The sequence below is a fragment of the Clostridium disporicum genome, assembly GCF_001405015.1.
GTDB lineage: Bacteria > Bacillota > Clostridia > Clostridiales > Clostridiaceae > Clostridium > Clostridium disporicum_B.
Genome location: NZ_CYZX01000012.1, coordinates 81,582 through 106,859 on the forward strand (window position 1 = coordinate 81,582; position 25,278 = coordinate 106,859).

The window sequence follows — 25,278 nt, forward strand, 5'->3', positions numbered from 1 at the left end:
TTAGCATTTACTATGTTTTATTATAAATTTGTCATTTGCCATTAGGCATCTGAAGTTTGCAATCTGTCACTTATCATCTATAACATATTGTTCTGGAAAATTATTGTCTTGGATTTAAATCTAATTCATCATCTAAATAAGGTCCTTCTGTATAGTCAAATTCTGGACAAGCTATGTTGTTACATACTATTGGATCTTTTAATGGATTAGGTAGTTTTGTTTCACTTCCATCAGGAGCTTTACTAACTAATTCATGTTCTTCAGGTTTGTACCAAGTTCTTGCTCTTGGAAGATAGTCTCGGTTTTTATCATAAGATTTTTCAATTTCAGCATTTTCTTTTGTTATCTTAGAACTCATAAAAATCCCTCCTAACTGAATTTTTTAAGTTAAATTTATATAAGATTTACTAATATTAATTAACTTAATATTAAGTATCCTATAAACTTAGTATTGCTAAGTGATAAGATTTAATTCATGGCAATTGGAGAAAATAAATATGGTATAATGTTAAGCGAGGTGATTTTATGAGAATATTATTAGCTAGTGACCTTGATAAAACTTTGATATTTGATAATAAGATTTCAGAAGAGAATAAGGATGCTATTAGAAGATTTAAAGAAGCAGGAGGAGTTTTTGCTATCTCAACTGGAAGACCTTACAATGGCGTTGAAAAGGTTATAGAAGAATTAAGAGTTGAGCCGGATTATTTAATTTTAAATAATGGAGCATTAATTATTACAGGTGGTGAGGAAATAGTTCATAGAGAATTTATTCCTTTTAATGTAGTAAAAAATATATTTAATGATATGGACAATGATGAAGTTGTAATTTCTGTAGAGACTGGCTTTAGAACTTATCCAATAGATTTAAAGAGCAAAGGTGCTGAAGCAGCTTTTATATCTGATATAGATTCTACTTTTAAAAATTTAGAGTTAATTGATAAACTAGATGAAGTTTCTGAAGAAGATAAAGAAAAGATTGCTGCAATATCATTATTTTTACCAAGAGTAGATATTAATGAAGTTCAAACTGCTTGTGATTATGTAAATGATAACTATGGAAATTATGTTATTGCATATAGAAATACAAGATTTATTGATATTGTACCTGCAGGATGTTCAAAAGGTTCTGGAGTTAAATGGGTAAGCGATGAAGAAAATATTGATATTAAGGATGTTTACGTTATAGGTGATTCATGGAATGATGATTCTATGTTTGAAATAACAGATAAATCTTTTACATTTACTTATGCAGAAGAAGAATTGAAAGAAAAGACAAATTACATAGTTGAAACAGTAGCAGAGTGCATTGATAAATATATTTTAAAATAAATTATAAACATATTTAAGATAATAAATTATACTAAATTAGGATGATATTAAAATAATATATAAAAATTATTAATACTAATGTTTAAATTAAAAAATGCAAGGGATGAGGATTAAATTTATGAGAAAAATGTTGGCAAGTGACCTTGATGGTACGCTTTTATTTAAAGGAAAGGTATCTGATGAAAATAAAGAAGCTTTAAAAAAGTTTAAAACACATGGGGGGATTTTTTCTCTTTCAACAGGAAGAGCTTATAATGAAATAGAATCAGTAATTAAGGATATGGATATAAAACCAGATTATTTCATATTAAATAATGGAGCGTTAATTCTTGATGGTAATGCTGATATAATTCATATAAGCAACTTAGATTATAAAGCGATTAAAGAGATAATATCTTATTTGAAGAAATATACTGATATGGTGTCTATTCAAACAGGATTTAAGTCTTATTTTATAGTTTCAAAATTAACAAAATTAAAAATAAAAATTAGAATTATAATTAAAAACTTTACATATGGTTTAAAGTATAAAGATGAAAGAACTTATGTAAGAAACCTTGATGATATACAAAATGCTAAAAATGAAACATTTACGTTGATGGCTGCTAATTTGAAAGGATATCCAATAGAGAAGATTCAGGAAATTGCCGATTATATAAATGATAATTACGGTGATTATGTTGAATGTTATAGAAATACAATATTTTTAGATATAGTTCCAAAAGGTTGCTCTAAAGGATATGGAGTTAAGAGAGTTGGTGAAATTGCAAATTTAAATATGGACAATGTATATACTATAGGTGATTCTTGGAATGACGATTCAATGTTCCAAGTTACTAAAAATTCATTTACATTTACTTATGCAGAAGAAGGTTTACAGAAAAAAACTACTCATGTAGTTGAAACTGTAGCTCAGTGTATAGACAAATATATATTGATATAATACCCCTTTAAATAGTATTATGTATGTGGGTGAATTATTATAAGGGGATGGACAAATGAAAAAAATAAAAAGATACGCAACATTTTTACTAGGCATAATTATTTTAACGTTAGGCGTAGCGTTAATTGCAAAGGCTGATATCGGAAATGGGTCATTTGACTCAATAAATTTTGGTTTACAGTCAAAGTTTGGAGGGAACCTAAGCTTTTGGGTTGCAGTGAGCTCTTTAATAGCGCTTATAATTGCATCTATAGTAAATAAAAAGATTCCTAATATATTTAGTTTTATAACTGCATATATAGTTGGAGTATTTATTGAAATATGGATTAAGATAACAGAACCAATAGTTATCAATAGTTTAGTTTCTAAGTATTTAGTATTTTTATTAGCAATTGTAATTCTTGCAATTGGAATATCAATATATTTACTAGCTAAATTGCCACCAAATGCAATAGATTATCTAGTACTTACACTTTCTGAAACATATAAGATAAAGCTAGGAACTATAAAGTTAATAGTAGATTTTATATGTATAGTCCTTGCATTAATTGTAAAAGGACCAATAGGAATAGGAACTATATTAGCAACTGTATTGCTAGGACCTATGATAAATATAGTTCAAAAGCCTATAGAAAATATTTTTGTAGGTAAAGAAGAAATTGTAATAAATGAAGAAAAGCTTGCGAGCTAATTTGTAAAGAAAACTTTAAATTACTATAGTAAAAGGGGTGTTTATATATGTATCCAATTAGATTTGAAAACATATATTTTGAAAAGATTTGGGGAGGAAGAGACTTCGAGAACTTTAGAGACAACTTACCAGAAGGAGAAATCGGTGAAACTTGGGATGTAAGTTGTCATGAAAATGGAACTGGAGTAGTAGCTAATGGAGAGTTAAAAGGGAAGACTTTCTTAGAAATAATAGAAGAGTTTGGACATGATTTAGTAGGAACAAAGGTAAGTACAGAAAAGTTCCCACTATTAGTTAAGTTAATAAACTCAAAAGAAAAGCTATCAGTTCAAGTTCATCCAGGAGATGAGTATGCAAAAACTCATGAAAATTCTTTAGGAAAAACTGAAAGCTGGTATGTTGTTGATGCAAAACCAGGTGCAAAGTTAATAGTAGGAACAAAGAATTGTGATAAAGCAACTTTTGCTAAAGCAATTGAAGAAGGTAGAAGCGAAGATTACCTTAATATAATTGAAGTTAAAAAAGGAGATTTCTTCTTAATAAATAGTGGACTTGTGCATGCTATCTGTGAAGGGTTAGTAATTGCAGAAATTCAACAAAACTCAGATATTACTTATAGAGTTTACGACTACGGAAGACCAAGAGAAATTCACGTAGAAAAATCATTAGATGTAATAGACTTTGATTTAGAAGCAATAAACCTTTCAAATAATGAAGTACAAGAATTTGATGGATTCAAGAAGGTTGAATTCTGTGATAGCGAGTACTTTGGAGTTGAAAAGTTTGATATATCTACTGAGTGGTCTGATGAGAGCAATAAAGAGAAATTCTTTATCTTAACTTGTGTTGAAGGTTCAGGAGTAATTGAAGGTGAAAACTTCTCTGAAAAAATTAAAAAAGGAGATAGCTTCTTAATTCCAGCTGCTTTAGGAAAATACACTGTAAAAGGTAAAGTTGAAGTATTAAAGAGCTATCCAAATTAATTATAATTACCATATAAAAAATGGAATTCGTATTTGAATTCCATTTTTTTGTTATTAATACTACAGAACATCTGAATTATGAGTAGATTATGTATCTGAATTAGAATTTAGTTCAGAATCAGAAAAATCCTCTGGATTTGGTACAGATTCAGAATCATCAGATGGTACGTCTTCTGGTGTAGTTTCAGGAGTCTCTGGAACCTCAGGAATAACTGGTTCTTCAGGTTTAGGAGCTTCAGGCTCTTGAGGTTTTTCTGTAGGGATGTCTACAGGCTCATCAGGAGCTGGATCAGTTGGTGGAGTTACAATCGGTGGAGCAGGTGTTTCAGAACCCTGATTACCATTTCCAGTATTTCCATTGCCAGAACTATTATTTATGTTGCCGTTATAACCTTCTTCATAAGTATTATCGTAATCATCTTCGTAATTATCATTATAACCTTCATCTGGTGTTACATAGTCCTCAGAAGTATCTATAATTTCATCATTAACTTCTTCTTCTGATTCAATTTCCGTATCTATTTCGATTTCATAAAGTGGGTCTTCTTCTTTCTCTATAACATAATCTTTAAGAGTATTCTTGATAGGAGGTCGTTCTTTAATTGATGCTGATTCATTTCTATCAATACTAGCTTGAATGGCATCTATAGAAAAAGTTAAGATTAATGCCAATATTAAGACTACTATTATTATATTTTGTGTTTTTTTTGAATTTAAGTTCATTATCTATGCCTTCCTTTATTATATTTATGCAAATATACAATTCTACATAAATATGGTGAAATCCTCTTTATATTTTAAAGAATAAGAGAATTATGTAAGATATTGTTCTAAGAAATAAGCTACTCCATCTTCATCGTTATTTTTAGTAATGAAATTAGCAATTTCTTTTATTTCATCATAAGCATTACCCATGGCTACTCCTGTACCGCACATTTTTATCATATCTACGTCATTAGGGGCATCGCCAAATGAAACTACATCATTTATATTTATATTAAGTATTTTGCAAAGATTAGATATTGCAAATCCTTTTCCACAGTCCTTATTTAAGAACTCAAATATTTTAGGTAGTGAGTGAATTGCATTATAATTTTCTAAATACTGTGAAGGAATAAGAGGAATAATTTCATCAATCTTATCTTCATCAGCTACAAACATTATTTTAAATAAATTATCAAAACTATCTAAATCATTAGAAGTATCTACATAGTGGACTTTTAAAGGTAAATCGTTATTATCACCATTATCAAAATCATTATGCTTTTCAGAGGCAATAGAAAAATCATGACTAAAAGCTTCTATAGCAACATTAAATGATTTGCCTAAATCAAATATTTCTTTACATATATTTGTATCCATATAGTTTGAATAAATAGGTGAGAAGTCTTTTATAGAATATATAGAAGCACCGTTGTTGCAAATTACAAAATCATCATCTGAAAAAATACCTATATCATTTATATAGTGAATTACTGCATTTAAAGGACGACCAGTTGAAATTACAATTCTAGTACCATTATCAGAGAATTTTTTTAAGATATCCTTTGTATATTGAGATACTGTATGATCACTTCTAAGTAAAGTACCATCCATATCTATAGCTATTAGTTTAAACATCATATACCCTCATAAATTTATTAATACTTTTATTCTACAATATAATAGTTTTAATGATTATCAGTTTATGAAAAAGAGATATTAATAGATGAAATTATTTTATATGAAGAAAACTAATCATTAACATATGTTAATAAAGGTAAGTTAAAATTTAATTAAAAATATAATTATTTAAAGTAATATTATTATGATAAATGTAAAATTCTTTAGGTTTGTAATATTAATAAAAACAGTATATAATGATTAAGTTATAATAAAAAATATAATAATTAAAATAGTAATATTTGATTATTTAATATGAAATATCTTCTGTATTATAGTGGAAGATGTAACTTTCAATTACAAAATATAAAATTTTGATTATTAGTTATGAAACATAATATTTAATTAGGAAACACACTACTCATATAAATTTGTAGGTGTAAGTTCGATTGACTAAATTAAAATTTAGAATCTCACTTAAGAAATTTTTATAAGAAATTTACATATATTTTTAGGAGGATAAAACTTTGGCTGATTTAATTAATGAGATAAAAAAGAGAAGAACCTTTGCGATAATCTCTCACCCTGATGCTGGTAAAACTACATTAACTGAAAAGTTCCTATTATACGGAGGAGCTATAAGACTTGCTGGATCTGTTAAGGCTAGAAAAGCTGCAAGTCATGCTGTTTCTGACTGGATGGAAATAGAAAAGCAAAGAGGTATCTCTGTTACTTCTTCTGTTATGCAATTTAATTATTCTGGACATTGTATAAATATACTTGATACTCCAGGACACCAAGACTTCTCAGAGGATACATATAGAACACTTATGGCTGCTGACTCTGCAGTAATGGTTGTTGACGCTGCTAAAGGGGTCGAAGATCAAACTAGAAAGTTATTCCACGTTTGTTCTTTAAGAGAAATGCCAATATTTACATTCATCAATAAGATGGATAGAGAAGCTCAAGATCCATTCCAATTATTAGAGGATATTGAATCAGAACTTGGAATTAAGACATATCCAATGAACTGGCCAATAGGTTCAGGTAAAGAATTCAAAGGTGTTTATGATAGACAAAACCAAAGAATCATAGCATTCAATGGTGGAAACCATGGTTCTACAGAAGTTGAAGCTATTGAAGGTTCTGTAGATGATGAAAAATTCAGAGAAATATTAGGATCAGCTCTTCACGATAAGCTAATGGAAGATATAGAACTTCTTGATATAGCTGGAGACGAGCTAGATATGGATAAGGTTAGAGAAGGTGGATTAACTCCTGTATTCTTTGGATCAGCTTTAACTAACTTTGGTGTTGAGCCATTCCTAGAGCACTTCTTAGAAATGACTACATCACCACTTGCTAGAAACTCAAATATTGGAGAAATTGACCCATTTGATGATAAGTTCTCTGCTTTCGTATTTAAGATTCAAGCAAACATGAACAAGGCTCATAGAGATAGAATTGCTTTCATGAGAATATGTTCAGGTAAGTTTACAAAAGGTGAAGATGTATTCCATATGCAAGGTGGTAAGAAATTAAAGCTTGCTCAACCACAACAATTCATGGCTGAAAACAGAGAAATTGTTGAAGAAGCATATGCTGGAGATATTATCGGGGTATTTGATCCAGGTATATTCTCAATAGGAGATACTTTATGTTCACCATCAAAGAAGTTCAAGTTTGAAGGAATTCCAACTTTCGCTCCTGAACACTTTGCAAGAGTTAGACCAGTAGATACAATGAAGAGAAAACAATTCGTTAAAGGTGTTACTCAAATAGCTCAAGAAGGGGCTATCCAAGTATTCAGAGAAAACCACATCGGTATGGAAGAAATAATCGTTGGGGTTGTAGGGGTACTACAATTTGAAGTTCTTGAATACAGACTTAAGAGCGAATACAACGTTGATATTAAGATGGAAAGACTTCCATTCAGATATGTTAGATGGATTGAAAATGAAGATATTGATGTAGATAAATTAAACTTAACTTCTGATGCTAAGAGAGTTAAGGACTTTAAGGATAGAAACATCCTAATATTCCAAAATGACTGGGGGATTAACTGGGCTCTAGACCATAACAAAGGACTTGTGCTTTCTGGTGTAGGAAAGAGTGACGATTAGTCAGCTTTGCTAAGGGGAATAGAGTTGCTTCGCAACTGTCCAATAGTGCCTACGGCAGAGCGATAGTCAGCTAGCGCTGAGGAGAAAGGTCACCTTCGGTGAGGAGAAAAGTGCCTTCGGCAAGTGAAAGTTCACCTTCGGTGAAGGGAAAAGATTGGCTAGCGACAATGGGGAAAGGTCAGCTTTGCTAAGGGGAATAGAGTTGATTCGCAACTGTCCAATAGTGCCTACGGCAGAGCAATAGTCAGCTAGCGCTGAGGAGAAAGATCACCTTCGGTGAGGAGAAAAGTGCCTTCGGCAAGTGAAAAGCCACCTTCGGTGAAGGGAAAAGATTGTCTTGAGACGATAGAGAAAAGTTTTCTTTACGGAAAAGGTGAAACTTAACCTAATAAGGTTAAAATATTAATAAAAGTCACATGCGTGATTCTATATGGATCAGCATGTGACTTTTTTGAGTTATGTTTTAAATATTAAGCTTTATACTGTTTTAATTAGTAAAACACATGGTATTAAATAAGTGACCAAATGATGTTTTGGTTATAATTCATAGTAGGTTTTTAATTCAATTCATACTTAGTATGGCTTTCTCTTTTGCGTAGCAGACCCTTGTCAGTTGATGAAGTCAAGATTTTCACTTCTGCGTAGTAGAGTTTTCCCTTCGATGAAGTCGACTTTTCATTTTTGACAAAGTCAAGCCTTTTCCCTCTGCGTTAGCAGGCCTTTCACTTCACGCTTGAGCGACTAACATACTCCTTTTGTTAGTATAACGTTTGCATAAAGTGCCTTTTCTGATGTTGCTACTACAGCGTAAGCTTCTTTAGCTTTTTCGTAGAAATCGAATCTTGGTAGAAATCCAAATGAAGTAAATTTATCGAAGTTATTATTTATTATTGTTTCGTATGTATCCCAAATTGTTGGTACTACATCATCTCCAGGGACAACACTCATAAGTGATACTGGTTTTTCTGAATATGTGTCTAGTGGAAATAGTTTTAATATCGCTTCTAAAATTTCTGGAACATTATGTCCGTCTAATCTAACGACTCTTTGTCCACAAGTGTTAGATGGGAAGTTTCCATCTGCAATAACTATAGTATCTCCATGCCCCATTTCCATTAATATTTTTAATAATTCTGGTGAAAGTATTGAAGGTATTCCTTTTAACATATAAATCTCTCCTTTATTCTGTTGGTATTTAAATATAATTTTACTAAATAATTATAAATTTTTCAATATTATGAAAAATTTATATTGTAAAATATGGTAAAGATAGGTATAATGAAATCGTAAACAATAAAAAACAAAAAAAAACAACAAGAACAAACAATAATAAGGGGGAGGAGTGATTAAATGAACAATGAAGTAGTATTAACAATGAAGAATATAGACAAGAAGTTTTTAGGTGTACATGCTTTAAAAAGTTGTTCATTAACTCTTAGAAAAGGAGAGGTTAATGCATTAGCCGGTGAGAATGGAGCTGGAAAGTCTACTTTGATGAAAATCCTTACTGGAATTTATCAAAGAGATGAAGGTGAAATCACTTATAATGGTAAAAAAATAGTTTTTAATAATCCAAGAGAAGCTCAAGAGGCTGGTATTGCAATTGTTCACCAAGAATTAAACTTAATGAACCATTTAACAGCAGCTCAAAATATTTTTATTGGAAGAGAATCAGAAGGTTTCTTTTTAAATGATGCACTTTTAAATAAGAAGACAGAGGAACTTTTTAAAGAGTTAAAGCTAAATATTAAACCTACAGAAATAGTTGGCAATCTTTCAGTTGGTAAACAACAAATGATTGAAATTGCAAAGGCTATTTCTTTTAAATCTAACATACTTATTTTGGATGAACCTACAGCTGCATTAACTGAAGCTGAAACTAAAGAGTTATTTAGAATAATGGAGGACTTAAAAAATAAGGGAGTTGCAATGGTTTACATATCTCATAGAATGGATGAGATATTCAAAATTACAGATAGAATTACTGTAATGAGGGATGGTGAATTCATAAAGGAACTAAAAACTAAAGAAACAGAAATGAGCGAAATAATCAAATTGATGGTAGGCCGTAATATTACTTCTAATAAAAAAGAAAAAAGTAATGTTAAAGATGGTGCTGAAGTAGTTTTAGAGGTTAATAACTTAAACTCAAAGGACGTTAAAGATGTTTCATTTAACTTAAAACGTGGTGAGATTTTAGGGTTTGCAGGATTAATGGGAGCAGGTAGAACTGAAACTGCTAGATTAATATTTGGTGCTGACCATAGAAAATCTGGAGTTATAAAGGTAAATGGAAAAGAAATTAATATAAAGGATACTTCGGATGCAGTAAATGCAGGTATAGGATATCTTTCAGAAGATAGAAAGAGATATGGATTAGCCTTAGGACTTTCAGTATCGGATAACTCAGTGTTAGCTAATCTTGAAAATTTTTCAAAAGGAATAATAGTTGATGATAAAAGGATTGAAGATATAAGTCAACAGTTTGTAGAAAAAATAAAAACTAAAACACCATCTGTTAAACAATTAGTAAAAAATTTATCAGGTGGGAACCAACAAAAAGTTGTAATTGCAAAGTGGTTAATTAAAGATGCAGATATATTAATATTTGATGAGCCTACACGTGGAATTGACGTAGGTGCAAAGAGTGAAATTTATAATTTAATGAATGAACTTGTTGAAGCAGGAAAATCAATAATAATGATTTCTTCAGAGCTTCCAGAAATATTACGTATGAGTGATAGAATAGCGGTTATGTGCGAAGGTAAGCTTACAAAGATACTTGATATCAAAGAGGCAAATCAAGAAGTTATTATGAAATATGCTACGCAAAGATAATGAGGGAGGATAAAAAATGGATAATAAAAATGGTTTAATTGAAAAAATAAAAGGTCAAGGATTACAAAAATTATTTTCTTTAATAGCTTTAGTAGTGTTAATTCTTGTATTCTCATTATTAGGACAAAACTTCTTTAGTAAAGAAAGCTTTGTAAATATATTAGATTCATCATACTATATAGGATTTATGGCTATTGGTGTTACTTTTGTAATTATTACTGGAGGAATGGACCTTTCAATAGGAACAGTAATGATGTGTTCAGCATTATTAGGTGGTGTTGCTTATAACGTATGGGGTTGGTCTATAGGAATGGCATTAGCTTTAATTGTAGTTGTAGCTACTCTTTTTGGATTAGTTAATGGAATACTTATTGCAAAATTAAAGTTACCTCCATTTATAGCAACAATGGGAACAATGTTAATATCTCAAGGTTTAGGGTCAATTATAGCTAAGGTTCAAACACAACGTTATCCTACAGCTTATGAAGAAGCAGGATGGTTTAAATCAGTATTCTTCAAAACTGAAGGTGGCTTCCCAATGGGAATTATATTCCTGGCGATATTCTTTATAGTGGCATTTATAATATTAAACAAAACTCGTATAGGAAGATATGCTTTTGCTATAGGTAGTAATGAAGAAGCAGTTAGACTTTCAGGTGTAAATGTAGATAAGTGGAAGATAATGGTTTATGTAATAAGTGGATTCTTCGCAGGACTTGGAGGAATAATGTATGCTGCAACATATACAACTATTATACCTGGTACAGGTAATGGTATAGAATTACAAGCAATTGCAGCGGTAGTTATTGGAGGAACATCACTAGCTGGTGGAATAGGATCAATAACTGGAACAATAATTGGTGTTTACGTAATGAGCGTTCTTAAAAATGGATTAATGTCTATGAATCTTCAAGGGCAATGGCAAGTATTCTTTACAGGTGTAGTTGTTATTTGTGCTGTATTAATAGATATATATAGAAACAAAAAGGCTAACGAAGTTAAGAAAGACAAAAAAGAAAGTAAAAAGGTTAGAGAAGTGAAATCAACTAGTGGTGCTTTGAAGCAGTAAAATGCTGAAAATATATTTATAAGGTAAAAATGGGAGGGTATATTTATGAGGAAAATCAAAAAAATTGTTAGCCTTGCAGTTACTATTGCATTAGTAGGAAGTTTAGCAGGGTGTGGATCATCAAACTCATCAGGATCATCAGGAACTTCTGAAGGAGGAGATACATCTACTTCAAGTGGAGACAAACCTTATGTAGCAGTAGTTTCTAAAGGATTCCAACATCAATTCTGGCAAGTAGTTAAAAAAGGTGCAGACCAAGCGGCTGCAGATTTAGGAGTTACTATTACTTTTGAAGGACCAGCTTCAGAAAGTGATATAAACGATCAAGTTAACATGATAAATTCAGCTTTATCTAAAAAACCAAGTGCATTAGCTTTAGCAGCACTTGATACACAAGCTGTATCATCACAATTAGCAGAAGCTCAAAAACAAGGAATTCCAGTAGTAGGATTTGACTCAGGTGTTCCAGGAGCTCCAGAAGGACAAGTTGCAGCAAATGCAGCAACAGACAACTATAATGCAGCTACAATACCAGCAGACAAATTATTGGAAGTTGAAACAATAGTAGAAAAGATTAAGGGAGCTACAGCAGCATCTCCAGTTGCTATAGGAGTAGTTTCTCAAGATGCTACAAGTGCTTCACTTATAGACAGAACTAAAGGATTTATAGACAGAGCATTTGAAAAATGCGAAGAATTAGTAGGAGCTGGAAATGTAGAAGTTGTAGGACATGATTCTTACAACAAAAAAGCTACAGGAGAAGCAATAGTTAAGATAGTTGTAAACGTTCCTCCAACAACTTCAGCTACAGACGTTCAAAACTCTGCACAAGCTGTACTAGCAACAGAAAACCTAATTGCTATATATGGATCTAACCAAGGTGGAGTAGATGGTATATTAGCAGCTTCTAACGACGGAAGCGACTTCAACAAAGAAAACGGTAAATATAAAGATATAGTTGCTGTTGGATTTGACTCAGGAAAAGGGCAAAAGACTGCAGTTGAAAAAGGTTGGTTCTTAGGATCAGTTACTCAAGATCCATACCAAATCGGTTACCAAGCTGTTGCTTTAGCTGTTAAAGCTATGAATGGTGAAAAAGTATCAGATGTTGATACAGGTGCTAAATGGTACGATCAATCTAACTTCAATGATGAAGATATAAACCAATTATTATATGACTAAAATTTAATTAAATAAAGAAAGAATACTGTTTTTTATGGGCAGTATTCTTTTTTTATGAGAGAGGGAGAGGTTTTGCTGGCGCAAAAGAGCAGTAGTCGCTGAAGCGAGGGCAATAGTTTTGCTGACGCAAAAGTCCAGAAGTCGCTGAAGCGAGACCAATAGTTTTGCTGCGCAAAAGTCCAGGAGTCGCTGACGCGAGTGCAATAGTTTTGCTGACGCAAAAGTGCCATAGTCAGATTGTTGAGAGCGGTGAGTGATTGGGTTAAAGAGGATAAGTCATTTTTGAGTAACAAGATTGGATTTATGAAGTAAAGAGAGGTTTTGCTGGCGCAAAAGAGCGGTAGTCGCTATCGCGAGGGCAATAGTTTTGCTACGCAAAAGTCCTATAGTCAGCTATCGCTGAGAGCGTTAGGTGATAGGGCAAAGGAGCTATAAATTATTTTTTAGCAATAAGGTTGGATTTTGGTAAGATGGACAAGTTTTGGGAGTGTAAAAGAGCAGATATTTTACTGACACAAAAGTCTGAGATAAATAAATTCTATAATTGTGTTTATTACATTATTAATATGGAGAGAGTTATTTATAATAGGAGTATTTGTTTAGGATGTGGTTTTATGAATTCAGAGATTTTAGAGTTAAGTAGAAGTATTGCTACTGATTCTATCTATATTTGTAGAGAATTAATTAAATTGAGAGAATACTCAATTGCTGATCAATTAAAAAGGTCTTGTACTAGTGTAGGAGCTAACATAGGTGAAGCTATGTATGCTGAAAGTAAGAGGGATTTTATACATAAGTTGAATATTTCAATTAAAGAATGTAGTGAAAGTATTTTTTGGATAAGAACTATTAAAGATAATAGCATAATTGAAGATGAGATCATAATTAAAAGATTATATAATAATTGTTTTAGCATTAAAAGGTTACTATGGGCTACTATAAAAACAACAAAGAAAACCCTCAGTAAATAATAAAACTGAGGGTTAAAAATATTAAGATAATTATTAGCAAATGTATTATTAATAGTTATAAATGAGCCAAAGCCACATTGAATATTTGCGATAGTGAATATTGCGCATTTGCGAAGCAAATCTCTTGGACTGCTGCAGGCACATTTGAACTCGACGAAGTCGACATCTTGGACATTTGCGACAGCAAATCTATTTTATTTATATAAAGGGCCAAAGTTTTGACAGAATCTAAAGTCTGCAGATTCTAAGTCTTTAGTTCCAAACATTCCAGCAGTACTTGGTCTGAAGATTTTTTCTTCTGGTACGTTGTGCATAGCAACTGGAATTCTTAACATTGAAGCCATAGTTATTAGGTCAGCCCCGATGTGGCCGTATGATATAGCACCGTGATTAGCTCCCCAGTTATTCATTACTGAGTAAACATCTTTGAATGCACCTTCTCCAGTTAGGTTTGGAGCAAACCAAGTTGTTGGCCATGATGAATCTGTTCTATTATCTATAGTTTGGTGAACTTCTGGATCTAATTCAACAGTATATCCTTCAGCAATTTGAAGAACTGGTCCTAATCCATCAACTAAACATATTCTTGACATTGTCATTGGCATTCCAGCTTTTGATAAGAATTTAGAAGAGTATCCGCCTCCTCTGAAGTATTCGTGAACTGCTGGCCACCATGTTGTAGCTTCTAAGCAATCATTAACTTCAGCTTCTGTGATTTCCCAGAATGGTTTTAATGCTGGATTTCCTTCTTTATCAGTTTGTCTTCCAGTAGCATCTATAGTAGTAGCCCCTGAGTTTATTAAGTGGATAATACCGTTAGCAGCACGTCCAGTTAATTCTTTTCCTGTAACTCTCTTAACTGCATCTGGAGACCAGTAAGTTCTTACGTCTGAGAATAATTGAGCTGTATTTGTTAAAAGGTGACCAAATAACATTGCAACACCGTTTAATGAATCGTTTTCTGTAGCTAATACATAAGCTTCTCTTATACCATTCCAGTCAAATGAAGAGCAAAGTATAGCTTCCATAAAGTCACCATTTGGCATATGGTCTGTCCAGTGTCTTTGACCTTGGAATCCACCAGCTATAGCATTGTGACCTTCTGATTCTTCAATAAATCCTAATTCAGCAAGTCTTGGGTTTCCAACCATTAAGTCTTTTGCAATAAGAGTCATCTTAACAACAGTTTCCCAAATTTTATCTTTTTCTTCTCTAGTTCTTTGATTTTCAGGAGCATTTTTATCTGTTCCTTCTTTGCAGTTTTCTTTAACCCATGCTAAAGCTTTTTCGTATTCAACTGGGTCATATATTTCTCTATCAAGTCTTCTGTTGATTTCACTCATATCAACATATTCATTTCTCATTCCAAGATATTTTTGGAAGAACTTTTGATCAACAATTGAACCTGCAATACCCATTGAAACAGATCCAATTGAAAGGTATGATCTTCCTTTCATTTGAGCAACAGCTAATCCAGCTTTTGCAAATCTTAATAATTTTTCTTTAACATCTTCAGGTATTTCTGTCATGTTAGCATCTTGAACATCTCTTCCATATATACCGAAAGCAGGTAATCCAAATTGGCTATGTCCAGAAAGAGCAGCAGCTAAGTAAACAGCACCAGGTCTTTCAGTACCATTGAATCCCCAGATAGCCTTTGGTCTATGTGGATCCATATCTATAGTTTCACTACCATAACACCAGCAAGGAGTTACAGTAAGAGTTAAGCCTACGCCTTCTTTTGCAAATTTATCTGCACATCTAGCTGCTTCAGCAACTCCACCTATTGTAGAGTCTGCAATAACACATTCTACAGCTTCACCGTTTGGATATCTTAATGTAGAAGAGTATAAATCAGCAACTTGCTTTGCCATATTCATAGTTTGTTCTTCTAATGATTCTCTAACACCTAATCTTCTACCATCAATAGTAGGTCTAATACCTATCTTTGGATATTTAGTATTTAATCCCATAATTCTAACCCTCCCATATTTAAAACATATACATTCTAAACGTATACATATTTTACAATAATTAGTTTACAACAAAAAAATGGACAAGTCAATCAAAACCAAAATAAACACAGAAAAAAACATGTAAAAAATATTGTTTATGTTGTTTTTATGTTGTATTATATAAATGCACAGGTAAATATTTACATAAAGTTAAGCGGGGGTATATGAATTTATGAGCAATTTTTTAGCATTTGATTTTGGAGCATCTTCAGGAAGAGCTATTTTGGTTAAGATTGAAAAGGACTACATTGATATGAAGGAGATACATAGATTTCCTAATGAACCAGTTTTCTTAGGAGATAAATATGTTTGGGATTTTCCTAGATTATTAAATGAAACTAAGACAGCTCTTAAAAAAGTAGTAGCATCAGGGACAAAAATAACTTCTATTGGAATAGATACATGGGGAGTTGATTATGGTCTTTTAGATAAGGATAATAATTTAATTGGGATGCCTATGCATTATAGAGATGAAAGAAATTATGAAGGCGTAAAAGAGGTTGAAAAGAAAATTGATTTAGAAAGGCTTTATTTAAGAACTGGTATTTCGAATAATACTTTTAATACAGCATTCCAACTCGTTGGTGATAGATTAAAAAGAAATACGATTTTAGAGAATGCAGATTCTTTATTATTTATGCCAGACCTTTTTGCATATTATTTAACTAATGAAAAGAAAAATGAATTTACAATAGCATCAACTTCAGGACTTTTAGATATGAAAAATAGAACTTGGGATAAGGAACTAATAAATGCATTAGGAATTCCTGAAAATATCTTTAATGAGATAATTGAGCCAGGAGAAACTTATGGATATTTAACAGATGAAGTAATGGATGAAACAGGAATGGATAGAGTTCCTGTAATAGCAATTGGTGGACATGATACTGCATCAGCTGTGGCAGGTACTCCATTTAAGAATAAAGGTAATGCATTTTTAAGCTCTGGAACATGGTCACTTCTAGGGTTAGAAATAGATTCACCGATAATTAGTGAAGAAACATTTAAAGCATCATTAACTAATGAAGGTGGAGTAGGAAATAAGATAAGGTTATTAAAAAATATAAATGGTACATGGTTACTTCAACAATTAAGAAAGAACTGGTGTGAATTCCATGAGGAAATAGGGTTCCCAGATATAATTAGAGAAGCTAAAAAGTATGAAGATTGTACATTTAAAGTTAATACAAATGACCCAAGACTTATGAATACAAAGAATATGATTAAATCAATTAAAGAATATTGTATAGAACATGGACAAGGTGAACCTACAGAGTTAGGGGAAATAGCTATGGCTATATATAATGGATTGACTAGTGAGTACAAAGCTACAATAGAAGAATTAGAAGAGATTTCAGGAAGAGAGATTCCAGGTATCAACGTTGTTGGTGGAGGAATCCAAGATAAATTTTTATGTGAGTTAACAATGAAGAGAACAGGAAAAACTTTAATAGCAGGGCCTATTGAAGCTGCTGTATTAGGAAATGTTATGATACAAGCTATAGCAAATAATGAGATAGAATCTATTGAAGAAGGTAGAGAACTTATCTTTAATGCATTTAGCTGTGAAGTATATTCTCAAGAGGTTGTATTAGAGTAAATTGTAACTATCAGAACAGTTAAAAACAATAACAGTCTAACTAATACTATATCAAAATTTGAAAAATATACTTTAAATTTACAAAAATTCAGGTATAATTTAAAGATAGAATAAAGAAAAGGTTGTGAAGTTAGTGTTAGCAATAGTTAGAAGACAAAAGATTGTTGACATCATCCAGGATAAAAAGAAGGTTTTAGTGCAGGAATTGGCTGCTAATTTTTCTGTGACTGAAGAAACTATTCGTCGTGATTTAGAAAAGTTAGAAGAGCAAGGAATACTAAAAAGAACTTATGGTGGTGCGATAATTAATCAAGGCACTAATGTAGATATGCCAGTAGATATGAGGGAAATATCTAATAAAGAAGGTAAGATGAAGATTGCTGAACAAGTTTCCCAAAGCATACAAGAAGGTGATACATTAATGCTAGACTCATCTTCAACTGCTTTCTATGTTGCAAAATGTATAAAGAAAAGCAAGAAGAGAGTTACCATAATTACAAATTCATTAAAGGTATTAATTGAGTTACAGGATACTAAAGATGTAAATCTTATATTAGCAGGTGGAAGCTTTAGAGAAAGTGCTAAATCATTTGTTGGAAAGTGGTCTGAAAGTGTAATTCAAAATTATTATGTAAATAAAGCTATAATATGCTGTAAAGGTATGGATATAAATAGAGGAGTAATGGATTCTAACGAACAAGAAGCTGAAGTTAAGAAGCTTATGGCAGGATCTGCGGATAAGGTATTCTTAGTTGTGGATTCTATGAAGTTTGATAGAAGCTCCTTCGTAAATATAGTTGATTTTGATCAGATAGACTATTTATATACGGATGAACCATTGTCAAAGAAATGGGAAAAAGTATTAAGAGAAAATGATGTTAAAGTAAATATTTGCAAAGAGTAATAAATTACTAGGTTTAAATTTTATAAAAATTTGATATAATATAAGTAATAAATGAAGATAATAAAAAAATAGGGTGTTGGTAGCACCCTATAATATACAACTTAGTTGCTTAGGCAACTAGTATCACTAAAGTTTTATTAGTAAAAAACAGTAGCTTCCGAATTGCGTGTGGGGCTACTATTTTTTTGATATTTTATCTATAAGTAGTACTATGAATGTCAATAGTGCTATTAAAAATAATCCACCAGTAAATAGCAACATTAAAACGTCATTACTCATTATGTATCACCTCCTTCAAAAGAGGTAAGTGATACCAGTAGCCCACAATCAACTGTAAATTGTACTTTTGAATTATAGCATAATTAAATTTGAAAATCTATTATTTTAATAGAGCACAATAAAAATGCATTTATGGCAGATTTGTTTCTGTTGTAAATGCATTTTTTTGTTTAAAAAGGATTAACAATATGGTTATTAATCATATTAATTTGGGTTTAGGTTGAATTTATAAAGTAAATATTTTGGAAGTGTTTAAAGTTTTATGTTGAATTTGTATCAAAAACAACATATTAAACAAAAATTATCAATTTGCAACATAAAATGTGTTTTAAATGCCTTAAAAATAAGGAAAAGTCTACTTTTGAGAAGAGAAAAACTGTTCTTAAGTGGTTTGTATTTTAAAGAAAACTAAATTTTAACAATAATAAATAAAGAAAATATCTCACCTAATATTGACTATGGATACTTATATTGGTAAAATAAAGATAAACAAAGATAAAAACAAGCATAAATACAGATAAACAGAAATAAAATCAAATAAAGGTTAATTGGGAGGGGAATTTATGTTTTCAGAATATGAAATCAAAAAACAAATTTGTGAAATAGGTAAGAGAATATACCAAAACGGCTTTGTAGCTGCTAATGATGGTAATATCTCAGTAAGAATTAATGATAAGGAAGTACTTTGTACACCAACAGGAGTTTCAAAAGGGTATATGACTCCAGATATGATTTGTAAGGTTGATATGAATGGTAATGTACTTCAAGCTAATGGAAAGTTTAAGCCATCTTCAGAAGTAAAGATGCATTTAAGAGTATATAAAGAAAGACCAGACGTAAAATCAGTAGTACACGCTCATCCACCTTATGGTACAAGCTATGCTATAGCAGGGATTCCACTAGATAAGCCAATAATGCCAGAAGCAGTTATAGCTTTAGGAGCAGTTCCAATAGCTGAATATGGTACTCCATCAACAGAAGAAATTCCAGATGCAGTAGCTAAGTATTTACAATGCTATGATGCAGTTCTTTTAGAAAACCATGGTGCATTAACTTACGGACCAGACTTAATGGCAGCATACTTCAAAATGGAATCTTTAGAATTCTATGCTAAGTTAATGTTTATCTCTAGCCAAATCGGACAACCTCAAGTATTAGACAACACTCAAGTTGATAAGTTAATAGATATAAGAAAAGCAATGAACTTAACAGGAAAACATCCAGCTTTATGCCAAAAAGGTGGAGCATGCACATGCAAAGCTAATAATGAAGAACCAGCAGTTGATGAAGATCTTATAGCTAAAATTGCTAAAGAAGTTACTTCTAAGATTTTAGGTAAATAGTGAAAAATGAGATCAAAGAGATTTGAAGCTTTAGGAAAAAGACCTATAAATCAGGATGTTTTCATGGAAGAATGGCCTGAAAAAGGGTTTGTAGCGATGAGAAGTCCTTATGATCCAGAACCTTCGATAAAAATAGAAGGAAATGTGATAACTGAGCTTGATGGAAAGAAGAGAGAAGATTTTGACTTTCTTGATTATTTCATAGCTGATTATGCTATAGATAAGGAAATGGCAAAGGAAGCTATGGAGTTAGACTCATTATTATTTGCAAGACTTCTTGTTGATACAGTAACTCCAAGAGAGGCCATCATAAGGATAGTAAAAGGTTTTACACCAGCTAAGATATTAGAAATAGTTAATCATCTTAATGTTGTTGAAATGATGATGGCTATGCAAAAGGTTAGAGCGAGGAAAACTCCTGCTAACCAAGCACATATAACTAATTTAAAGGACAATCCTTTACTTATAGCAGCAGATGCAGCTGAAGGTGCATTAAGAGGCTTTAGGGAAGAGGAAACAACAGTTGGGATAGTTAGATATGCACCTTTTAATGCAATAGCTTTATTCATAGGTTCTCAAATAGGTAAAAAGGGAGTTTTAACTCAATGTGCCGTCGAAGAAGCTACCGAATTAGAGCTTGGGATGAGAGGATTTACAACATATGCAGAGACAATGTCTGTATATGGTACAGAAAATGTATTTATAGATGGAGATGATACTCCATATTCAAAGGCATTTTTAAATGCAGCATATGCTTCAAGAGGATTAAAAACTAGGTTTACTTCAGGTACTGGTTCAGAAGTTTTAATGGGTGATGCAGATAAAAAATCAATGCTTTACCTAGAAACAAGATGTTTGATGGTTACTAAGGGAGCTGGGTCACAAGGAATACAAAATGGTTCAGTATCTACTATAGGGGTTACCTCATCGGTACCATCAGGTATAAGAGCAGTATTAGGTGAAAATCTTATAGCAGCAATGCTTGATTTAGAAGTGGCATCATCAAATGACCAAACATTCTCTCATAGTGATATAAGAAGAACAGCAAGGTTATTGATGCAATTCTTACCTGGAACAGACTTTATATTCTCAGGATATAGTGGAACACCTAACTATGACAATATGTTTGCAGGTTCAAACTTCGATGCTGAAGATTTTGATGATTACAACGTACTTCAAAGAGATTTAAGAGTTGATGGTGGATTAAGACCAGTTAAAGAAGAGGAAGTTATAAAGGTTAGACTAAAGGCAGCAAAGGTAATTCAAGATTTATTTAGAGAACTTGATTTAGCAGTTGTTAAAGATGAAGAAGTTATAGCTGCAGCTTATGCACATGGAAGCAATGATGTTCCAGATAGAGATGTTATAAAGGATTTTGAAGCTATCGAACAATTAATGAAAAAAGGTATTACAGGTATTGATATAGTAAGAGCTCTAGTAAATGCAGGGCATAGAGATGTGGCAAGTGACATATTGGAAATGCTTAAGCAAAGGGTTTCAGGGGATTATCTCCAAACATCAGCAATACTTGATGAAGAATTCAATGTAATATCTGCAATTAATAATAAAAATGATTATCTTGGACCTGGCACTGGATATAGATTAGACGGTGAAGAATGGGAAAAGGTTAAAAAATTAAATAATATTATAGATAGAAACTCCTATTAGGGTTAGGAGGTATGAGATGGACCAAAGTGTATTAGTAGAGAGAATTACACAATTAGTAATAGAAGAATTAAAAAATAATAATAAGGTATCTTTAGATAATCTATTCCAAAGGGCTATTGAAGAAAAGGAAGCAGAGATTGGTGATGGTAAGGATGAGGTCGTAATAGGTATTAGTCCAACATTTAATCAAGAAGTAAAGCAAACTTTATCTGGAGCAAATCACAAAGATGTAATTAAAGAAATAGTTGCTGGAATTGAAGAAGAAGGCTTAAAAGCTAGAGTTATTAAAGTTTTTACAAGTGCAGATGTTGCTTTTATAGGAAAAGAAGCAGCTACACTTAGTGGCTCAGGTATAGGAATAGGTCTTCAAGCCAAAGGAACAGCAGTAATTCATCAAAAGGATTTATATCCATTAAGTAACTTAGAATTATTTCCACAAGCACCACTTATAGATTTAAAGACATATAGGAATATAGGCAAGAATGCAGCAAAGTATGCAAAGCTTGATAATCCAATACCTATAAGAGTAAAAAGTGATTGTATGAGCAGACCAAAATTTCAAGTAAAGGCAGCTCTTTTTCATATAAAAGATACTGAAAAAGTAGTAAGAGGAGCTAAATCAATAGAAATATCATTGGAGGAGCTTATATGAAATATCCATTAAGTAAAAGTGACATAGATATAAAGAGTAAAAGTGGAAAATCAATAGACCAAATAACTATTGATGAAGTTGTTAATGGAAGAGTAACAGGTGAAGATATAAAGATATCTAAGGAAACATTAAGGCTTCAAGGTGAAATAGCAAGGCAAGAAGGTAGAACTCAATTAGGAGAAAATTTTGAGAGAGCTTCTGAACTTGTTGATATACCAGATGAAGAGTTACTAATTATCTATAACATGTTAAGGCCTAACAGAAGTACAAAGGAAGAACTTCTTAATAAGGCAAAAGAAATAAGAGACAAGTATAATGCTATAGCTTGTAGTAATCTTATTATGGATGCTGTAAATGTATACAGTAAGAGAGGGATATTAAAATAGGAAAAATAATATGTGGTGTAGATATTGGTAATTCATCAACAGAAGTTACTATTTGTGAGATATATGAGAGTTTAAAAAATATAAAGTATATAAGTTCAAATCGGGTAAAAACAACAGGGGTAAAAGGAACTATAGATAATGTAACAGGTGTTAGAGTTTGTATACAGGGAGCTTTAGATAAAGCAAACTTAAGAGTTAATGATATTGACCTTATAAAGATAAATGAAGCATCACCAGTTATAGGTGAAAGTGCCATGGAGACAATATCAGAAACGATAATAACAGATTCTGCAATGATAGGACATAATCCAGATACTCCAGGTGGTTTTGGGGTAGCTTTTGGAGAAACAATAAAACTAGAAACATTAAGTGGAAAATACTGTGGACAAAATCATATGAACTTATGGAATGATGTGGATAAAAATAGTAATTTACCAAGTTATGGAGTTTATGAATTTGATAAAGTAAAAGCTGATGATTCTAATAAGGAATATATCGTAGTTATTGATGAAAATTTTAATTATGATAATTCTTCAAAGTTAATAAATAAATTAGTTGAAAATGGTGTGAATATAACAGGGGTTATATTAAAAGAAGATGAAGGTGTGCTTCTAAATAATAGGTTAGATAAAAAAATACCAGTTATAGATGAGGTGCAAAAGATAGAAAAAGTTCCTATAGGGAGAAAAGCTGCCATTGAAGTTGCAAAGCCAGGAAAAACCTTAAAGGTTTTATGTAATCCATATGGAATTGCAGGTATCTTTGGTTTAAATCCAGAGGAAACTAAAAAAATCACACCTATAGCTAAAGGGTTAATTGGACTTAGATCTGGTGTAGTTATTAGGACTCCATCAGGTGAAGTAAAAGAGCAGAAGGTTAAGGCTGGAAAGCTTAGAATAATAGGAAATAAGTCTATTGAAGAAATTGATATAAATTCTGGAGCTTACAATATCATGAGAAAATTATCACAGGTTGGTGAGATAAAGGATATTGAAGGTGAAAGAGCGACTAATATATCTTTTATGATTAAATCTATAAAAGATTCTATGGCTAAATTAACAGGTTTAGATATGGAAAAAGTTAAGATAAAGGATTTATTGGCAATAGATACAACAGTTCCTTTAGAAATTAAAGGTGGAATAGCAGGAGAAAGCTATAGAGAAAAGGCTGTTGCAATAGCAGCTATGGTTAAAACTGAAAAACTACCACTTATGAAGATTAAAGAGGAGCTTGAAGATTATTTTAAAGTAAAGGTTGAAATTAATGGAGTTGAAGCTGTTATGGCATCAATTGGAGCATTGACTACAAGAGGTACAAAACTTCCTATAGCTATTGTAGATATGGGGGGAGGGTCCACTGATGTAGCACTGTTAGATGAAAAAGGTACAGTAAAAACTATACATCTAGCAGGAGCTGGAGAACTAGTGACAATGATGATTAACCTAGAGCTTGGATTAAATGATAGAAATTTAGCTGAAGAGGTTAAAAAACATATAGTTGGTAAGGTTGAATCACTTTATACTCTTAGGTTAGAAAATGGAGAGGTAAGATTTTACGATAAACCATTAAACTCAAAGCTTTATGGAAGAGTAGTTGTAGTAAAAGATGATGAATTGCTTCCTATATATAATGACGTAACTATAGAAAGAGTTATTAAGGTAAGACGAAGAGCTAAGGAAGAGATTTTTATTAAAAATATAATTAGAGGATTAAAGATAGTAAGTGATATGGGAAATCTTTATTCAATACCTAATGTAGTTTTAGTAGGAGGATCAGCTTTAGATTTTGAGGTACCAGATATGGTATCTTTGGAACTTTCAAATTACGGAATTATAGCAGGGTCAGGAAATATAAGAAATACAGAAGGACCAAGACATGCAGTGTCAACAGGATTGGTGCTGGATTGGTTGGCGTAAGAGGTCGACTGCGTCGAGGGGAAAGGTTTGCTTTGCCAAGGTGAAGAGATTTGCTGGCGCAAATGTCCCAATGTGCCTACGGCAATCCAAAAGATTTGCTACGCAAATGTCCAAAGGTTACTTTGCTAGGATGAGAAGATTTGCTGGAGCAAATGTCTAAATGTGCCTGCGGCAGAGCGATAATTTGCTTCGAAAAGGGGAAAGATTACCTTCGGTGAGGTGAAAGTTTTTCCTTGCGGAAAAGGTGAAAGGATTTTCTTTGAAAATAGGAGTTTACCTTAAAGAGGATGATGTGAGGACAAGCATTAGAATGGATAATAATTTTTTGAAGGTTTATTCAGATAAAAATAATGTGTATTTAGGTTTTGTGTTAGATGGTCTTGAGGAACAGAATATAAGATATGAAGTTTTGGCTCTGGAGCTGATTGGTGAATTAAACCTTGCAAAGGTTCCTTTTAACATGGCTATAGAGTTGAATCAGAATAATGTAGAACTTAAATCTAGTGATTTTAAGGGGGTAGTAAATTTTAAAGTCACTATTAGTAATAAAAAAATAGCTAAGGAATTTGGGCTTGATGTAGGAAGGTATATTAAGAAAATTCCACTAAAGGGTGATTGGTATGAGTAGTTTAAAATATCTTAATCTAGATATAGCAACGAAAGTTATGAAGGAAGTTGAGAATGCTGCAAAAGAGTTAGGAACACCTATTGTAATAGCTATAGCTAATGAATGGGGACTTCCAATAGCAGTTCATTTTATGGATGGAGCACTTCCTGCAAG

24 protein-coding genes are annotated in these 25,278 nt (G+C 31.9%); 18 read left to right on the forward strand and 6 right to left on the reverse strand.

The window, feature by feature from the left end:
- Nucleotides 1-100: 100 nt before the first annotated feature.
- Entirely contained in the window at nt 101-358 is a 258-nt protein-coding gene (locus ARA56_RS09650) for a hypothetical protein (protein WP_055266141.1), read from the reverse strand.
- 167 nt (nt 359-525) lie between these two features.
- Between ARA56_RS09650 and ARA56_RS09655 the strand changes: the two genes are divergently transcribed.
- The 4 genes from ARA56_RS09655 (at nt 526) to manA (ending at nt 3,949) form a co-directional block, all read left to right on the forward strand.
- The gene (locus ARA56_RS09655; protein ID WP_055266143.1) at nt 526-1,332 is read left to right on the forward strand and encodes an HAD-IIB family hydrolase; all 807 of its coding nucleotides are present in this window, start codon (nt 526-528) and stop codon (nt 1,330-1,332) included.
- A gap of 118 nt (nt 1,333-1,450) precedes the next feature.
- Nucleotides 1,451-2,275, forward strand: coding sequence for an HAD-IIB family hydrolase (locus ARA56_RS09660; protein ID WP_055266145.1), 825 nt, complete (start codon nt 1,451-1,453; stop codon nt 2,273-2,275).
- A gap of 55 nt (nt 2,276-2,330) precedes the next feature.
- Nucleotides 2,331-2,966, forward strand: coding sequence for a YczE/YyaS/YitT family protein (locus ARA56_RS09665; protein WP_055266147.1), 636 nt, complete (start codon nt 2,331-2,333; stop codon nt 2,964-2,966).
- 47 nt (nt 2,967-3,013) lie between these two features.
- Entirely contained in the window at nt 3,014-3,949 is a 936-nt protein-coding gene (manA, locus tag ARA56_RS09670; RefSeq protein ID WP_055266149.1) for a mannose-6-phosphate isomerase, class I, read from the forward strand.
- An 87-nt stretch (nt 3,950-4,036) separates the two neighbouring features.
- Here manA and ARA56_RS09675 read toward each other — a convergent pair whose 3' ends face one another.
- Nucleotides 4,037-4,672 carry a hypothetical protein gene (locus ARA56_RS09675; RefSeq protein ID WP_055266151.1) on the reverse strand — a complete coding sequence of 212 codons (636 nt, stop codon included), beginning with the start codon at nt 4,670-4,672 and terminating at the stop codon, nt 4,037-4,039.
- Between the two features lie 90 nt (nt 4,673-4,762).
- On the reverse strand, nt 4,763-5,569 hold the full coding sequence (locus ARA56_RS09680) for a Cof-type HAD-IIB family hydrolase (protein ID WP_055266153.1): 807 nt from the start codon (nt 5,567-5,569) through the stop codon (nt 4,763-4,765).
- 509 nt (nt 5,570-6,078) lie between these two features.
- Between ARA56_RS09680 and ARA56_RS09685 the strand changes: the two genes are divergently transcribed.
- Entirely contained in the window at nt 6,079-7,674 is a 1,596-nt protein-coding gene (locus tag ARA56_RS09685) for a peptide chain release factor 3 (protein WP_055266155.1), read from the forward strand.
- Between the two features lie 741 nt (nt 7,675-8,415).
- Here the strand turns inward: ARA56_RS09685 and ARA56_RS09690 are convergent.
- A complete protein-coding gene (locus ARA56_RS09690; protein WP_055266157.1) occupies nt 8,416-8,841 on the reverse strand; it encodes an RbsD/FucU family protein in 426 nt (141 codons plus the stop codon).
- Nucleotides 8,842-9,024: 183 nt separating this feature from the next.
- On the opposite strand from ARA56_RS09690, the gene ARA56_RS09695 reads away from it, so the two are divergent.
- The 4 genes from ARA56_RS09695 (at nt 9,025) to ARA56_RS09710 (ending at nt 13,734) form a co-directional block, all read left to right on the forward strand.
- Nucleotides 9,025-10,512 (forward strand): sugar ABC transporter ATP-binding protein, encoded by a 1,488-nt coding sequence (locus ARA56_RS09695; protein WP_055266159.1) that lies wholly within the window; start codon nt 9,025-9,027, stop codon nt 10,510-10,512.
- 16 nt (nt 10,513-10,528) lie between these two features.
- Nucleotides 10,529-11,581 carry an ABC transporter permease gene (locus tag ARA56_RS09700; RefSeq protein WP_055266161.1) on the forward strand — a complete coding sequence of 351 codons (1,053 nt, stop codon included), beginning with the start codon at nt 10,529-10,531 and terminating at the stop codon, nt 11,579-11,581.
- Between the two features lie 45 nt (nt 11,582-11,626).
- Nucleotides 11,627-12,763, forward strand: a complete 1,137-nt coding sequence (locus ARA56_RS09705) for an ABC transporter substrate-binding protein (protein WP_055266163.1) — start codon at nt 11,627-11,629, stop codon at nt 12,761-12,763.
- A 614-nt stretch (nt 12,764-13,377) separates the two neighbouring features.
- Nucleotides 13,378-13,734, forward strand: a complete 357-nt coding sequence (locus ARA56_RS09710; protein ID WP_070205687.1) for a four helix bundle protein — start codon at nt 13,378-13,380, stop codon at nt 13,732-13,734.
- A 194-nt stretch (nt 13,735-13,928) separates the two neighbouring features.
- On the opposite strand, the gene ARA56_RS09715 is transcribed toward ARA56_RS09710, so the two are convergent.
- The gene (locus ARA56_RS09715; protein ID WP_055266167.1) at nt 13,929-15,707 is read right to left on the reverse strand and encodes an L-fucose isomerase; all 1,779 of its coding nucleotides are present in this window, start codon (nt 15,705-15,707) and stop codon (nt 13,929-13,931) included.
- 214 nt (nt 15,708-15,921) lie between these two features.
- Between ARA56_RS09715 and ARA56_RS09720 the strand changes: the two genes are divergently transcribed.
- Both ARA56_RS09720 and ARA56_RS09725 read left to right on the forward strand, forming a co-directional pair.
- A complete protein-coding gene (locus ARA56_RS09720) occupies nt 15,922-17,349 on the forward strand; it encodes a rhamnulokinase (RefSeq protein WP_055266169.1) in 1,428 nt (475 codons plus the stop codon).
- A 124-nt stretch (nt 17,350-17,473) separates the two neighbouring features.
- Nucleotides 17,474-18,253 carry a DeoR/GlpR family DNA-binding transcription regulator gene (locus ARA56_RS09725; RefSeq protein WP_055266171.1) on the forward strand — a complete coding sequence of 260 codons (780 nt, stop codon included), beginning with the start codon at nt 17,474-17,476 and terminating at the stop codon, nt 18,251-18,253.
- Between the two features lie 177 nt (nt 18,254-18,430).
- Here ARA56_RS09725 and ARA56_RS09730 read toward each other — a convergent pair whose 3' ends face one another.
- Nucleotides 18,431-18,532, reverse strand: coding sequence for a putative holin-like toxin (locus ARA56_RS09730; protein WP_055266173.1), 102 nt, complete (start codon nt 18,530-18,532; stop codon nt 18,431-18,433).
- Nucleotides 18,533-19,095: 563 nt separating this feature from the next.
- Between ARA56_RS09730 and ARA56_RS09735 the strand changes: the two genes are divergently transcribed.
- From ARA56_RS09735 to ARA56_RS17150, 7 genes are all read left to right on the forward strand, one after another.
- Nucleotides 19,096-19,875, forward strand: a complete 780-nt coding sequence (locus tag ARA56_RS09735) for a class II aldolase/adducin family protein (protein WP_055266175.1) — start codon at nt 19,096-19,098, stop codon at nt 19,873-19,875.
- Between the two features lie 6 nt (nt 19,876-19,881).
- Nucleotides 19,882-21,543 (forward strand): propanediol/glycerol family dehydratase large subunit, encoded by a 1,662-nt coding sequence (locus tag ARA56_RS09740; RefSeq protein ID WP_055266177.1) that lies wholly within the window; start codon nt 19,882-19,884, stop codon nt 21,541-21,543.
- Nucleotides 21,544-21,559: 16 nt separating this feature from the next.
- Entirely contained in the window at nt 21,560-22,195 is a 636-nt protein-coding gene (locus tag ARA56_RS09745) for a propanediol/glycerol family dehydratase medium subunit (RefSeq protein ID WP_055266179.1), read from the forward strand.
- Nucleotides 22,192-22,581, forward strand: coding sequence for a diol dehydratase small subunit (locus tag ARA56_RS09750; protein ID WP_055266181.1), 390 nt, complete (start codon nt 22,192-22,194; stop codon nt 22,579-22,581). Before ARA56_RS09745 ends, ARA56_RS09750 begins: the two co-directional genes overlap by 4 nt.
- Before the next feature lie 254 nt (nt 22,582-22,835).
- A complete protein-coding gene (locus ARA56_RS09755) occupies nt 22,836-24,497 on the forward strand; it encodes a diol dehydratase reactivase subunit alpha (RefSeq protein WP_242855913.1) in 1,662 nt (553 codons plus the stop codon).
- Nucleotides 24,498-24,756: 259 nt separating this feature from the next.
- Complete coding sequence (locus ARA56_RS09760) at nt 24,757-25,125, forward strand: hypothetical protein (protein WP_055266185.1); 369 nt, start codon at nt 24,757-24,759, stop codon at nt 25,123-25,125.
- Nucleotides 25,118-25,278 (forward strand): heme-binding protein (locus ARA56_RS17150; RefSeq protein WP_148315764.1); only part of this gene is annotated, 161 nt, incomplete at its 3' end. The genes ARA56_RS09760 and ARA56_RS17150, both read left to right, overlap by 8 nt.